We start from the raw sequence: 13,765 nt of genomic DNA, 5'->3' as shown, positions 1-13,765 counted from the left end.
AGCTACACGCTTGTTCGACATCGCGCGCCCCCTACCGGGCAGAAGCCCGTCGGAATGCTGAAATCCCGGCCATTCTGGGCCACTTGCCGTCAGCCGCCGATCATTTATTTCCAGAGGCGGACGGACCCGATACGACGGCGGCCCCGCCCTACAGTGCGTAGGACGGGGCCGCCGGACAGGCCCTCGGGCCTGCGGGTTTCTCAGCTGCCGAAAGCCAGGCCCAGGTACTTGCCGTCGCCCAGGCCGTACTTCGTGCCGGACATGATGTCCTGGTTCAGGAACAGCCGGCCGTGCTCGTACACCGCGCGGGTCATGCCGGGGCGCAGCGAGCGGGCCGCGTCGGCGGTCTGCTTCGGGAGGTTGAGGAAGACCGTCTTCTTGCCCTGCTGGGCCGGGTCGATGCTGACGACCTGACCGCCCTTGTCGCTGTAACCGTCCTGGTAGGCGATGAGCTGGTCACCCGCCATGCGGATCGGCACGAGCTCCTGGTTGACCTCCGAGGACGCCTTCCAGGTCGCGGAGCCGGTCTTCAGGTCGAAGGCGACGATCTCGTTCTGGTTGTCGAAGGACTCGCCGCCCACCGCGTCGTGCGACTTGGAGGGCATGTAGAGGTACTTGTCGTCCGCCGTCGCGGTGACGCACCGCTCCACGCCGCCGGTGATGCCGCAGTTGGGCTTGTACTTGTCGTCCTGCAGCGAGATCTGTGCCTGCCGCTTGCCGGAGTCGTCGATGACGACCATGTCCGTGATACCGGACTCGCCCGCGGAGATGCCGACGACGACCGGGCCGTTGGTGGAGACGACCTCGGCGCTCTTCACGCCCTTGGGCGCGTCGTAGGTCCACTTGGGCTTGCCGGTGGCCGGATCGATCTCCTGGATCTGCGTGGTCTGCGAGCCGTACTCACCGCAGCGCACCACCGCGACGAGCTTCTTGCCGCCGCCGATGCCCCTGTCCAGGCACTGCATGGAGGCGTCGTTGCCGTTGTCGCGCTGGTGCCACAGCTCCTTGCCGGAGATGTCGTACGCGGCCTCGCCGTTGCCCGGCCAGGAGGCGACGACCGCGCCCTGGCTGAAGGTGACGCCCATGCCGATGCTGGACGCCTGCTCGCCGCCCGGCATCGTCTTCTGCCAGTCGAACTTGCCGGAGTCGATGTCCAGCAGCGCCATCTGGCTGCAGGGCTCCCGGTCGTTCTCGCCCTTGCGCGGGCCGGCCTCGAAGACGACCGCGGCCTTGCCCTCTTCGGTGGCGTAGTTCGAGGCGCCGCAGATGATGCCGTCCATCGGGAGCTTGTACTTCGGCTTCCTCGCGTCCACGTCGTAGCCGACGATCTCGCCCTTGCTGACCTTGGCGTACGTCTTCGCCGTCGCCCAGGCGCCGTTCAGCGTCACCACCGACTTGTCCGGCGAGGGCAGCGGCACATTGAAGAGCAGCTTGCCCGTGGAACTGCCGGGCTTGGCCTCGGCGTTCAGCGCGACCTTGCCGCCCTTGAGCGACGTCGGCGCGTCCCCGCCCTTGCCGCCGGAGGTGCCCTCGCTGGAGCCCTGGGCATTCGGCGCCGGGTCGTCCCCGCCGCCGCTGTTGGCGAACCACACGCCGCCGCCGACGATCAGCGCGATCGCGACCACCGCCGCGACGACGATCATGATGCGGGTGCGCTGCTGATTGCCGCCGCCACCCTGCGGGGGCATGCCGCCGGGGAACTGCGCGCCGGGCGGGTAGGGGGCGCCGTACGGGCCGGGGGCACCGGGCTGACCGGGCTGACCGGGCTGCTGGGGATAGCCGTAGCCCGGGCCCTGGGCCGGGTAGCCGTATGCGGGCTGCGCGCCGTACGGACCGGGCGGGGGCGGCGGCCCCTGCGGCGGCTGATCCGGAGCCTGCTGCGGCTGCGGCGGGGCCTGGGGCGGCTGCGGCGGAGCCTGCGGCGGCTGGTTCGGCGGCTGCTCCGGCTGCGGCGGCCGACCGGGCTGCTGCGGGTAGCCGTACGACGGGTCTTGGGGTGCGCCGAAGCCGCCGGACGGCGGCTGACCGGGCGGTGGTGGCGGCTGCGGCGGCTGGGTCATCGGGTCGTTACCTCTTCACGCCGGCCCCATGGCTCCGAATCGGCCTCCCCCGCGATCCCGAGCGGCAAAGCCCCCCAGGATGGAGTGAATCAGACATAAGGCTCGGCAATTAACGGCAGTTGAGCGGGAGTTCTTTGTACCACTCGGCACCGACATCGCACCGGTACGGTATGCGGCCACCAAGAGGGCGAGACCGGCCCGGGACACTCCCGCGACGCACCCGTTACGCACGCCGCCGTTCCGGGCCGCGGAGCCCGCGCTACGCGTCCTCCGCCAGCTCCAGCCAGCGCATCTCCAGCTCGTCCTTCTCGTCCCTCAGCTCCCGGAGCTGCGCGTCCAGTTCGGCGACCTTGGTGAAGTCGGTGGCGTTGTCGGCGATCTGCGTGTGCAGCTTCGCCTCCTTCGTACCGATCTTGTCGAGCTGCCGCTCGATCTTCTGCAGTTCCTTCTGCGTCGCCCGGTCCACCGCGGCGGCCTTCTGCTTGGGCGCGGCGGCCGCCGGCGCCGGGGCAGCGGCCTGCGCCATCCGCTCCCGCCGCTCGATGTACTCGTCCAGGCCGCGCGGCAGCATCCGCAGCGCCGCGTCGCCCAGCAGCGCGAACACCCGGTCGGTGGTCCGCTCGACGAAGTACCGGTCGTGGCTGATCACGATCAGCGAGCCGGGCCAGCCGTCGAGCAGGTCCTCGAGCTGCGTCAGCGTCTCGATGTCGAGGTCGTTGGTGGGCTCGTCGAGGAAGAGCACGTTCGGCTCGTCCATCAGCAGCCGCAGGATCTGCAGCCGGCGCCGCTCACCGCCGGAGAGGTCACCGACCGGCGTCCACTGCTTCTCCTTCGTGAACCCGAACTTCTCGCAGAGCTGGCCCGCGGTCATCTCCCGGCCCTTGCCGAGGTCCACCCGCTCCCGCACCTGCTGCACGGCCTCCAGCACCCGCAGGGTGGGCTTCAGCTCCGCGACCTCCTGCGAGAGGTAGGCCAGCTTCACCGTCCTGCCGACGATGATCTTTCCGCCGGCGGGCTGCACGTCGCCCTGCGTGCGCGCCGCGTCGGCCAGCGCCCGCAGCAGCGAGGTCTTGCCCGCGCCGTTCACGCCCACCAGGCCGACCCGCTCGCCGGGACCGAGCTGCCAGGTGAGGTGCTTCAGCAGCACCTTGGGCCCGGCCTGTACGGTCACGTCCTCCAGGTCGAAGACCGTCTTGCCCAGCCGGGAGCTCGCGAACTTCATCAGCTCGGCGTTGTCCCGGGGCGGCGGCACGTCCGCGATCAGCTCGTTGGCGGCCTCGATGCGGAAGCGGGGCTTGCTCGTACGGGCCGGAGCGCCGCGCCGCAGCCAGGCCAGCTCCTTGCGCATCAGGTTCTGCCGCTTGGCTTCCTCGCTGGCGGCGATGCGCTCCCGCTCGGCGCGCGCGAACACGTAGTCGCTGTAGCCGCCCTCGTACTCGTGCACGTCGCCGCGCTGCACGTCCCACATCCGCGTACAGACCTGGTCCAGGAACCACCGGTCGTGGGTGACGACGACGAGCGCCGAGCGCCGCGCCTGGAGGTGCCGCGCCAGCCACGAGATGCCTTCGACGTCCAGGTGGTTGGTCGGCTCGTCGAGGACGATCAGGTCCTGCTCGGCGATGAGCAGCTTCGCGAGCGCGATGCGGCGCCGCTCGCCACCGGAGAGCGGGCCGATGACGGTGTCCAGGCCCTGCGCGAAGCCCGGCAGGTCCAGGCCGCCGAAGAGACCGGTCAGCACGTCCCGGATCTTGGCGTTGCCCGCCCACTCGTGGTCGGCGAGGTCGCCGATCACCTCGTGCCGGACGGTCGCCTCCGGGTCGAGCGAGTCGTGCTGGGTCAGCACACCGAGGCGCAGCCCGTTGACGTGCGTGACGCGGCCGTCGTCCGGGGACTCGAGCTGGGCGAGGATGCGGATCAGGGTCGTCTTGCCGTCACCGTTGCGGCCGACGACGCCGATCCGGTCGCCCTCGTTGACGCCGAGGGAGACGCCGTCGAGCAGCGCGCGCAGTGCGTACGCCTTGCTGACGGCTTCCAGATTGACGAGGTTCGCGGCCATCTCACTCCTGGGCTTCACATCGGTCGGCCTTCCAGCCTAGTCCGGCACACCGGTCACCCCCGCATCGCGTGGGTGACCGGTACCGGGGACCGCGTTCAGCCGGTGACCGTCGCGCCCGGGGCCGGGCCGGCCGCGACGCGTGCCGCGCGGCAGGTGCCGGAGGCCGGCAGGGCCTCGGCGATGCGGTCGGCGCTCTCCCGGTCCGCGGCGAGGAAGGCCGTGGTCGGGCCGGAGCCGGAGACCAGGGCGGCCAGCGCGCCCGCCTTCGTGCCCGCCTCCAGGGTCGCGGCGAGCGAGGGGAAGAGCGAGAGGGCCGCGGGCTGCAGGTCGTTGGAGAGGGCCTTGGCCAGGGCCGCGGCATCGCCCGCGCGCAGCGCGTCCAGCAGCGCCGGGGACGCCTCGGGCGCGGGCACGTCGGTGCCCTCGGTGAGGCGGTCGAACTCGCGGTAGACCGCGGGCGTGGACAGCCCGCCGTCGGCGACCGCGAAGACCCAGTGGAACGTACCGCCGGCCTCAAGGGGCGTCAGCCGCTCGCCCCGCCCCGTGCCCAGCGCGGCGCCGCCGACCAGGCTGAACGGCACGTCGCTGCCCAGCTCGGCGCAGATGTCGAGGAGCTCCTCGCGGCTCGCGCCGGTCCCCCACAGCGCGTCGCAGGCGAGCAGCGCGCCCGCGCCGTCCGCGCTGCCGCCGGCCATGCCGCCCGCGACCGGGATGTCCTTGGCGATGTGCAGATGGACGCGCGGCTCGATGCCGTGCCGGGCGGCCAGCAGCTCGGCGGCGCGGGCCGCGAGGTTCGTACGGTCCAGCGGGACCTGCCCGGCGTCCGGGCCCTCGCAGGTGATCGTCAGGGTGTCGGCGGGGGCCGCGGTGACCTCGTCGTACAGGCCGACGGCGAGGAAGACGTTGGCCAGGTCGTGGAAGCCGTCGGCGCGTGCGGCGCCGACCGCGAGCTGGACGTTGACCTTGGCGGGGACGCGGACGGTGACGGCGCGGGGGCTGGACGGGGTCACTGGGCTGCGGCTTCCTTGTGCTCGGCGATGCGGGCGAATTCTTCGACGGTCAGGGCCTCGCCGCGGGCCTGCGGCGAGACGCCCGCCGCGACCAGCGCGGCCTCGGCGGCGGCGGCCGAGCCCGCCCAGCCGGCGAGCGCGGAGCGCAGCGTCTTGCGGCGCTGCGCGAAGGCCGCGTCCACGGCGGCGAAGACCTCTTCCCGGCTGGCCGTGGTGTCGAGCGGCTTGTCGCGGCGTACGAGGGAGACCAGTCCGGAGTCGACGTTGGGCGCGGGCCAGAAGACGTTCCGGCCGATCGCGCCGGCCCGCTTGACCTCGGCGTACCAGTTCGCCTTCACCGACGGCACGCCGTAGACCTTGTTGCCGGGGCGGGCCGCGAGCCGGTCGGCGACCTCGGACTGGACCATGACGAGCGTGCGCTCGATGGTCGGGAAGGTCGCCATCATGTGGAGCAGGACCGGGACGGCGACGTTGTACGGGAGGTTGGCGACCAGGGCGGTGGGCGGCGGGCCCGGCAGCTCGGTGACCTTCATCGCGTCGGAGTGGACGAGCGCGAAGCGGTCGGCGCGCTCCGGCATCCGGGCCTCGACCGTCGCGGGCAGCGCGGCCGCCAGTACGTCGTCGATCTCCACGGCCGTGACCCGGTCGGCGGCCTCCAGCAGCGCCAGGGTCAGCGAGCCGAGGCCGGGCCCCACCTCGACGACCACGTCATCGGGGCGCACCTCGGCCGTCCGCACGATCCGGCGGACGGTGTTGGCGTCGATGACGAAGTTCTGGCCCTTCTGCTTGGTGGGGCGCACGCCGAGCGTCGCGGCCAGTTCGCGGATGTCGGCGGGGCCCAGGAGCGGGCCGGGCTCTTCGGTGCTGCTGTTGGTCACTGGTGAAGCTTACGGCCGCACACGGGCCACGGGCTCGCCCCCCGGCTGACGTACAGCTTCTTGGCCCGGTAGGTCTGCTCCGCGGGGGGCGCGTCCTGCGGGGCGCCGGACCCGCCGAGCGAGTGCCAGGTGGCGCGGTCGAACTGGTACAGCCCGCCGTACGTGCCCGAGGGATCGACCGCGTCGGCCCGGCCGCCGGTCTCGCACTGCGCGAGCCCCTGCCAGTTCAGGTGGTCGGCGCCGGCCACGCTGCTGGGCACGGTCGCGGTGCCCACGTGCACGATCTCGTCGCGCGGCGCGCTGATCACCTCCTGGCGCAGCAGCCGCGGCCGCTGCCGGACGCCGTTGACGGTGCGGAGCTGGTAGGTGACCCGGCGCACGCCCTGGTGGCCCTGCTGGACCACCGACTCGGTGCCCTTGAAGAGCGTGGGGTCGGGGACGCGCCGGGTCTCGTAGGCGATCGGCTCCTCGCGGACCTCGCGGGAGCCGGTGACGCGCAGCACGGAGACGGTCTGGCCTTCGCGGGGGAAGCTGTCCAGCGGTACGGAGGTGGTGTCCTGGCCGTGCAGTGCGATACCGGCCCGGGCGAGCGCCGCGCGGACGGTGGCGGCGTTGGTACGGATGCTGCGCGCGCGGCCGTCGGCCATGAAGGTCACCGTGCGCTCGGTGCGGACGGCCAGCTCGATGCCGTGCCGCGCGATGGGCAGCGACCGCGAGGCGGAGATGTACGCACCCTCGGCCCGCACGCCGAGCTGGCGCAGCGCGCCCTCGACGGTGCGCGCGGTGGTCCACACCCGGCGGCGGTGGCCGTCCACGGTGAGCACGACGGGCCGGCCGTACCGCACGGCCACCTCGTCGCCGCTGGTCAGTGGGGCGTCCGGGCCGGGCGCGACGATGTCGTGCGGGCCGATCGGCACGCCTTCGGAGGCCAGCAGGTCGCCGACGTCCCCGGCGAAGGTGTGCAGCCGGCGCGGATCACCGTCGACGCTGAGGCGTACGGCCTTGTCGTGTGCGACGAACGCGGTGGTGCCGCCCGCGAGGAACGCGACGACCAGTGCCTGCGGGACGAGCCTGCGCAGCCCCTCGGGCCGCTCGACGAATCGCTTGCGCCGGGCCGCGCGCCGGGCGGCGGCCCGGCCGGCCGACCGGCCCCGGGTGACCGGCTCCGACCACTGGTCGCACTGGTCGTACGACTGGGGCTCGAGCGGCTCCGGTGCGTACGACTGCGGTTCGGGGTGCTCCGGTGCGTACGACTGCGGCTCGGGGAGCAGCTCCGGTGCGTACGACTGCCGCTCGGGAGGCAGCGGTGCGTACGACTGCGGCGGTGCGTACGACTGGGGCGGTGCGTACGGCTGCGGGGGCGACGGAGCGTACGACTGCGCGACGTACGTGTCGTACACCTGGGCCTCGTCCGGCGGTCCGTACGGACCGTAGCCCTGGGTCCGGGGACTTTCCGGCCGGCCGTACGACTGCGGCGGTTCGAAGACCGGGGCGTACGCGTGGCCCTGCGGCGGCCCGTATCCGTATCCCTGCGAATGACTCACGACGCTCCACGTGCCCGGGACCGGTTGACGGGCGGGAATGTAGCGGAGAGGGGGATCACTCCCCAAAGTCGCGCGACTACGCAGGGTGCTTGCTGACGGTGGCTCAGTAGTCGAAAGCGCGGGCCGTGTTGGCCGCGACGGCTGTGGCCAGCGCGTCCTCGTCCATGCCTTTGACCTCGGCCATGGCCCGCAGCGTGACCGGAATGAGGTACGGCGCGTTAGGCCGACCGCGGTACGGCGCGGGGGTCAGGAAGGGGGCGTCGGTCTCGACGAGCACCAGCTCGGCCGGGGCGACGGCCAGCGCGTCCCGCAGCGGCTGGGCGTTCTTGAACGTGACGTTCCCGGCGAAGGACATGAAGTACCCGGCCTCGGCGCACACCTTCGCCATCTCCGCGTCGCCGGAGTAGCAGTGGAAGACGGTCCGCTCGGGCGCGCCCTCCTCGCGCAGCACCCGCAGCACGTCGTCGTGCGCCTCCCGGTCGTGGATGACCAGGGCCTTGCCGTGCCGCTTGGCGATCTCGATGTGCGCGCGGAAGGACCGTTCCTGCGCGGCCATGCCCTCCGGGCCGGTACGGAAGTAGTCGAGGCCGGTCTCGCCGACGCCGCGGACGTGCGGCAGCGCGGCCAGCGCGTCGATCTCCGCGAGCGCCTCGTCCAGCGCCGCGTCCCCGCCGGGCTCCCGCGCCCCTTGGCGCGACCATCCGTCGGGGTCGCCGAGCACAATGCGCGGCGCCTCGTTCGGATGCAGCGCCACCGCCGCGTGCACCGCGTCGTACGCGGCGGCGGTCTCCGCGGCCCAGCGCGAGCCCTTCACGTCGCAGCCCACCTGGACCACCGTCGTCACGCCGACGGCGGCGGCCTTGGTGAGCGCTTCCTCGACCGTGCCCTCCTGCATGTCCAGGTGGGTGTGCGAGTCCGCTACGGAGACCCCGAGCGGTTCGGGCAGCGGCGGCGGTGCGTCCTTCGAGCTCATACCTCGATCCTATGAGCCCCGCGGCACCGGGCTACCTGCGGTGGTGCTGGAAGGGGTGCAGCAGGTCGGAGAGGTGCCAGTGGTGGTGGCCGCGCCGCGCGGACGCGTCACCGCCGGAGTCGCCGGGGTCCCCGGCCGGACCGGTCGTGGGCTGCGGCTTGCGCGGCGAGTAGAGCCGCTCGGCGGCCGCCGAGACCATGGAAACCTGACCGGCCCGCATGATCCGGACTATGTGCCCGCCGCACTGGCGGCAGGTGGGCCTGGTCAGCGGTGACGGGACGCGCTCGCCGTCCGTGTAGTAGACGACGCGCGGCTCACCGGACACGTCCACGTGGTGCTCGATGTCGTAGGACTGCTCCCAGCCGTGCCCGCACTTCATGCAGGCGAAGGAGTACGCCTCGTGCGCGGCGGGTTCGGTCCTGGGCGTGTGCGGGCTCCCGCTCGTGGTTTCCACAGATTCAGTCATCGCAGCTCCTCTTGTCCGCTGGACAAGCTCTCGGAGGCGAACGCCGACGAACGCCCCGGTTCCAGTGGACGCCTTTCCGAGCTGCGATGCAGCAAAGGTTCTTGCTATTGGCCCAGATTTGAGCGGGCCGAGGAAAAGAACCGCACCGGGCCGACCTGCTCTTTACCTTTGAGACCGGTCATTTACCCGAACGAGAATCACCACGCTCCGCATTCTTTGCCGCCACGACCGCATCGAAGACCTCTCGCTTGGGTACGCCGGCCTCGGCCGCGACCCCCGCGATGGCCTCCTTGCGCCGCTCACCGGCCTCCTCACGGACCCGCACCCGGCGCACCAGCTCCTCGGGGGCCAGATCGCCGGGCCCCGGCTCGGGCGCCCCCTCGACCACGATCGTGATCTCGCCGCGTACGCCGTCGGCCGCCCACCCGGCCAGCTCCTCCAGCGGGCCGCGGCGCACCTCCTCGTACGTCTTCGTCAGCTCGCGGCAGACGGCGGCGCGCCGGTCCGCTCCGAAGACCTCCGCCATCGCGGCGAGGGTGTCGGCCAGCCGGTGCGGCGCCTCGAAGTAGACGAGCGTGCGCCGCTCGTCGGCGACCTCCTTCAGCCGGCCGGTCCGCTCCCCCGCCTTCCTGGGCAGGAAGCCCTCGAAGCAGAAGCGGTCCACCGGCAGCCCGGAGACGGCGAGCGCGGTGAGCACGGCCGACGGGCCCGGCACGGCCGTCACCTTCACGCCGCGCTCCACCGCCGCGGCCACCAGGCGGTAGCCGGGGTCGGAGACCGAGGGCATGCCCGCGTCGGTGACCAGCAGTACCCGCGCGCCGCCTTCGAGCGCGTCGGCCAGCTCCGGGGTGCGCGCGGACTCGTTCCCCTCGAAGTACGACACCACCCGCCCCGTGGTGTGCACGCCCAGGGCGGTCGTCAGGCGGCGCAGCCTGCGGGTGTCCTCGGCCGCGATCACGTCGGCGGCGAGCAGCTCGGCGGCCAGCCGCGGCGGCGCGTCCTCGGTGTCACCGATGGGGGTCCCTGCGAGTACGAGCGTTCCAGTCACGGCCCCATCCTTTCAGGCGTGACCGCATCCTTCCCGCCGCGCCGAGAGACGCGCCTCTCACAGGCCGCTTCCCTACGATGGCCCGGTGACGAGTGACACCGCGACCAACGACCGGCGCGCCGGCGACCACGGCAGGGCCCCGGTGGCCGCCGGGGCCGCCGCCCGCGCCGCGCAGGCGCCCCAGGGCGGCGTCCCGGCGCCGACCGCCTGGCTGCGGCGGCTGCGCCGCTTCGGCTACACCGCACGCCCGGAGCGGGACGTGCGGACCCGGCTCCTCGCACCCTTCCCCGCGTCGCGCCTCTCCCCCGGCACGGCCCGCCTCGCCGCGTGGGGCCTGCCCGTCCTGGTCGCGCTGCTCGCCGGCATCCTGCGTTTCTGGCGCCTCGGCAGCCCGGACAAGGTGATATTCGACGAGACGTACTACCCCAAGGACGCCTGGTCCCTGCTGCAGTACGGCTACGAGGGCACCTGGGCGAAGAACGCCAACGACGCGCTGGTCGGCAATCCGCCGCACCTCCTGCTCAACCCCGAGCACTCCTACGTCGTCCATCCGCCCCTCGGGAAGTGGATGATCGCGCTGGGCGAGTGGGCGTTCGGCATGAACCCCTTCGGCTGGCGGTTCATGACGGCCCTGCTCGGCACCCTGTCGGTACTGATGCTCTGCCGCATCGGCCGCCGCCTGCTGCGCTCCACCGTCCTGGGCTGCCTGGCGGGCCTGCTGCTGGCCGTGGACGGCCTGCACTTCGTCATGAGCCGCACCGCGCTCCTCGACATCATCGTGATGTTCTGGGCGCTGGCCGCCTTCGGCTGCCTGCTGCTCGACCGGGACCGCACCCGCGCCCGGCTCGCCGCGGCGCTGCCACTCGGGGAGGACGGGCTGGCCCGCCCGGATGAGGAGGTCGGCGACCGGCTGCGGCTCGGGTGGCGCCCCTGGCGCCTGGCGGCCGGGCTCTGCCTCGGCCTCTCCGCGGCGACCAAGTGGAACGGTCTGTACTTTCTCGCCGCCTTCGCCCTGATGTCGGTCCTGTGGGACGCCGGCGCCCGGCGCACGGCGGGCGCCCGCCACCCGTACCGCTCGGTCCTCCGCCGCGACGTCGTCCCCGCGTTCCTCTCCACCGTGGTCCTCGCGGCGGCCGCCTACCTCGCGTCCTGGACGGGCTGGATCGTCACCAAGGGCGGCTACTACCGCGACTGGGCCACCAGCGCCGACGGCCGCGCCGCCGGCTGGACCTGGCTGCCGGACTGGCTGCGCAGCCTGTGGCACTACCAGCACGAGGTGTACGAGTTCCACACCCACCTGACCAGCACCCATACCTACCAGTCCAATCCCTGGAGCTGGCTGGTCCTGGGCCGCCCGGTCTCCTACTTCTACGAGGACCCCAAGGCCGGCCAGGACGGCTGCACCGCGGCGGAGGGCTGCGCCCGCGAGGTCCTCGCGCTCGGCACCCCTCTCCTGTGGTGGGCCGGCTGCTTCGCGCTGCTCTACGTCCTCTACCGCTGGCTGTTCAAGCGGGACTGGCGGGCCGGCGCGATCGCCTGCGGCATCGCGGCGGGCTATCTCCCCTGGTTCCTCTACCAGGAACGCACGATTTTCCTCTTCTACGCGGTCGTCTTCGTGCCGTTCCTCTGCCTGGCGCTGGCCATGATGCTCGGCGCGGTCATCGGACGGCCGCACGACGGCGCCGTCGCGGAACCGGGGCTGCTCCTCACCGGCGACCGCCGCCGCGCGGCGGGCATCGTAGCGGCAGGCATCCTGGTCCTGCTCATTGTGTGGAACTTCATTTATTTCTATCCCGTATACACAGGGCTACCGATCCCCAAGAGCGCATGGCAGGCGCGGATGTGGCTGGACACCTGGGTATGAGGGGTGCGGCGGGGAACGACCGGCCCCGCATGTGACCATTCCGTGACGGCGGCATCGACTGAGTGTCACCGTACCGATGCTGTAACGAGACGCGCGAAGGTCACTCCAATACCCCGTGTCCCATAGAGTGCGCTGCACGTTCTTGTGTCGGGTTTCCAGGGACGGCCACGCTGCTTCAGGAGGGGAACGGTAAGTCATGCGCCGCGAGGTGAGGTACGGGCTGATCGGCGGGGCGATCGCCCTGGTCGCGGGAGGCGTCGGCGGGTACACCCTGATGGGAAGTTCCGATGACGAGGCCCCGCAGCAGGTCACGGCGGCGGACGGCAAGTCCGCCGACGGCGGCGCGACGGTGAGGACCGGGCCGCTCTCCGCGAAGGAAGTGAAGACCGCCGCCAGTGGCTTCCTGAACGCCTGGCAGTCGGGCGACGTCGCCGAGGCGGCGAAGCTGACCGACGACACCAAGGCGGCCGGCACCGCGCTGACCGGTGTCACCAAGCAGGCCCACATCGGTCAGCTCAAGCTCACCCCCGGGACCCGCAAGGGCGACGAGGTGCCGTACCAGGTCTCCGGGCAGATCTCGTACCAGGGCAAGAGCGCCCCCGTCTCGTACGCCACCTCCCTCACCGTCGAGCGGGACAAGGCCACCGGCAAGCCGGTCGTCGACTGGCGGCCGACGATCGTGCACCCCGGGCTCGGCGAGGGCGACACGCTGCGCACGGGCGAGAGCGAGGCGCCGCCCATCAAGGCGGTGGACCGCAACGGCACCGCGATCTCCAAGGACAGCAACCCGGAGCTGGCCGGCATCCTGGACAGCCTGCGGGACCGGTACGGCGACAAGGCCGGCGGCACCCCGGGCGTGGAGTTCTTCATCCAGCGCGCCAAGAGCGGCGACAAGGCCACCCAGAAGCCGGACCAGACCCTGAAGGTCCTCTCCAAGGGCACCCCCGGCACGCTGAAGACCACCCTGGACGCCAAGCTGCAGGCCGCCGCGCAGAAGGCGGTCGCCGGGAAGAGCAAGGCGTCGGCGGTCGCGGTCAAGCCCAGCACCGGCGAGATCCTGGCCATCGCCAACGCGCCCACCAAGGGCTTCAACGTCGCCACGCAGGGCTCGCTGGCCCCCGGCTCCACGATGAAGGTCGTCACCTCGTCGATGCTCATCGACAAGGGCCTGACCTCGCCGAACAAGAAGCACCCGTGCCCGAAGTACGTGACGTACGGCGGCTGGAAGTTCCAGAACCTCAACAAGTCCGAGATCAAGGACGGCACCTTCGCGCAGAGCTTCGCGGCCTCCTGCAACAACGCCTTCATCTCGCAGGCCGAGAAGCTGAAGGACGACGACCTGACCAAGCAGGCCCGGGACGTCTTCGGCCTCGGCCAGACCTGGAACACCGGCATCCCCAGCTTCGACGGCAACGTCCCGGTGCAGAGCGACGCGCAGATGGCCGCCTCGCTGATCGGCCAGGGCGGGGTGCGCATGAACCCGCTGAACGTCGCCTCCATCGCGGCGACCGTCCAGTCCGGCAGCTTCCACCAGCCGTACATCGTCTCCCCGGACGTCGACCACCGGACGCTGGCCAAGGCGTCCCGGAACATGAAGCCGGCGACCGCGTCCGCGCTGAAGTACCTGATGAAGCTGACCGCCACGTCCGGCACGGGCGCCAAGGCGATGTCCGGCCTCAGCGGTGACATCGGCGCCAAGACCGGCTCCGCCGAGGTCGACAACCAGAAGAAGCCCAATGCCTGGTTCACCGCGTACAGCGGCGACCTCGCGGCCTCGGCCGTCGTCCCGGCCAGCGGCCACGGCGGCGACAACGCGGGCCCCGTGGTCCGCGCCATCCTCAACCAGGGCTGAGCGCCTTCCCCGGA

At 72.0% G+C, this 13,765-nt stretch carries 10 protein-coding genes; 2 read left to right on the top strand and 8 right to left on the bottom strand.

The genetic code is table 11. From position 1 onward, the window contains the following. Positions 1 to 200 precede the first annotated feature (200 nt). The 8 genes from IG84_RS0103960 to rsmI all read right to left on the bottom strand — a co-directional run bounded on the left by IG84_RS0103960 (position 201) and on the right by rsmI (position 10,035). Positions 201 to 2,060 (bottom strand): outer membrane protein assembly factor BamB family protein, encoded by a 1,860-nt coding sequence (locus IG84_RS0103960; protein WP_031051388.1) that lies wholly within the window; start codon positions 2,058 to 2,060, stop codon positions 201 to 203. 259 nt (positions 2,061 to 2,319) lie between these two features. After that, positions 2,320 to 4,116: an ABC-F family ATP-binding cassette domain-containing protein gene (locus IG84_RS0103955; protein ID WP_031051386.1), complete on the bottom strand. Its 1,797-nt coding sequence runs from the start codon at positions 4,114 to 4,116 to the stop codon at positions 2,320 to 2,322. A 95-nt stretch (positions 4,117 to 4,211) separates the two neighbouring features. Next, a complete protein-coding gene (locus IG84_RS0103950; RefSeq protein WP_031051382.1) occupies positions 4,212 to 5,126 on the bottom strand; it encodes a 4-(cytidine 5'-diphospho)-2-C-methyl-D-erythritol kinase in 915 nt (304 codons plus the stop codon). Continuing rightward, entirely contained in the window at positions 5,123 to 6,004 is an 882-nt protein-coding gene (gene rsmA / locus IG84_RS0103945) for a 16S rRNA (adenine(1518)-N(6)/adenine(1519)-N(6))-dimethyltransferase RsmA (protein ID WP_031051380.1), read from the bottom strand. The genes IG84_RS0103950 and rsmA overlap by 4 nt, the downstream gene beginning before the upstream one ends. After that, a complete protein-coding gene (locus IG84_RS37655; RefSeq protein ID WP_078648589.1) occupies positions 6,001 to 7,548 on the bottom strand; it encodes a resuscitation-promoting factor in 1,548 nt (515 codons plus the stop codon). Before IG84_RS37655 ends, rsmA begins: the two co-directional genes overlap by 4 nt. Positions 7,549 to 7,651: 103 nt before the next feature. Beyond that, complete coding sequence (locus IG84_RS0103935; RefSeq protein ID WP_031051369.1) at positions 7,652 to 8,521, bottom strand: TatD family hydrolase; 870 nt, start codon at positions 8,519 to 8,521, stop codon at positions 7,652 to 7,654. 31 nt (positions 8,522 to 8,552) lie between these two features. Next, positions 8,553 to 8,987: a hypothetical protein gene (locus IG84_RS0103930; protein WP_031051365.1), complete on the bottom strand. Its 435-nt coding sequence runs from the start codon at positions 8,985 to 8,987 to the stop codon at positions 8,553 to 8,555. 178 nt (positions 8,988 to 9,165) lie between these two features. Next, the gene (gene rsmI / locus IG84_RS0103925) at positions 9,166 to 10,035 is read right to left on the bottom strand and encodes a 16S rRNA (cytidine(1402)-2'-O)-methyltransferase (protein WP_031051363.1); all 870 of its coding nucleotides are present in this window, start codon (positions 10,033 to 10,035) and stop codon (positions 9,166 to 9,168) included. Positions 10,036 to 10,120: 85 nt separating this feature from the next. Here rsmI and IG84_RS0103920 point away from each other — a divergent pair, with 85 nt between their 5' ends. Further along, positions 10,121 to 11,899, top strand: coding sequence for a dolichyl-phosphate-mannose--protein mannosyltransferase (locus IG84_RS0103920; protein ID WP_031051362.1), 1,779 nt, complete (start codon positions 10,121 to 10,123; stop codon positions 11,897 to 11,899). Between the two features lie 196 nt (positions 11,900 to 12,095). Continuing rightward, entirely contained in the window at positions 12,096 to 13,751 is a 1,656-nt protein-coding gene (locus IG84_RS0103915) for a penicillin-binding transpeptidase domain-containing protein (protein WP_031051360.1), read from the top strand. The last annotated feature ends 14 nt before the right edge of the window (positions 13,752 to 13,765 follow it).

It is taken from the genome of Streptomyces ochraceiscleroticus (assembly GCF_000720485.1).
In the GTDB taxonomy this organism is placed as follows: Bacteria; Actinomycetota; Actinomycetes; order Streptomycetales; family Streptomycetaceae; genus Streptomyces; species Streptomyces ochraceiscleroticus.
The sequence above is the reverse complement of the archived record's forward strand: the minus strand, read 5'-3'. Positions and strand labels throughout refer to the sequence as shown.

What these genes read in the sequence shown, in the direction of transcription:
- IG84_RS0103930 (WP_031051365.1), bottom strand. Translation starts at nt 8,987, where the DNA reads ATGACTGAATCTGTGGAAACCACGAGCGGGAGCCCGCACACGCCCAGG.
- IG84_RS0103960 (WP_031051388.1), bottom strand. Translation starts at nt 2,060, where the DNA reads ATGACCCAGCCGCCGCAGCCGCCACCACCGCCCGGTCAGCCGCCGTCC.
- IG84_RS0103955 (WP_031051386.1), bottom strand. Translation starts at nt 4,116, where the DNA reads ATGGCCGCGAACCTCGTCAATCTGGAAGCCGTCAGCAAGGCGTACGCA.
- IG84_RS0103915 (WP_031051360.1), top strand. Translation starts at nt 12,096, where the DNA reads ATGCGCCGCGAGGTGAGGTACGGGCTGATCGGCGGGGCGATCGCCCTG.
- IG84_RS0103935 (WP_031051369.1), bottom strand. Translation starts at nt 8,521, where the DNA reads ATGAGCTCGAAGGACGCACCGCCGCCGCTGCCCGAACCGCTCGGGGTC.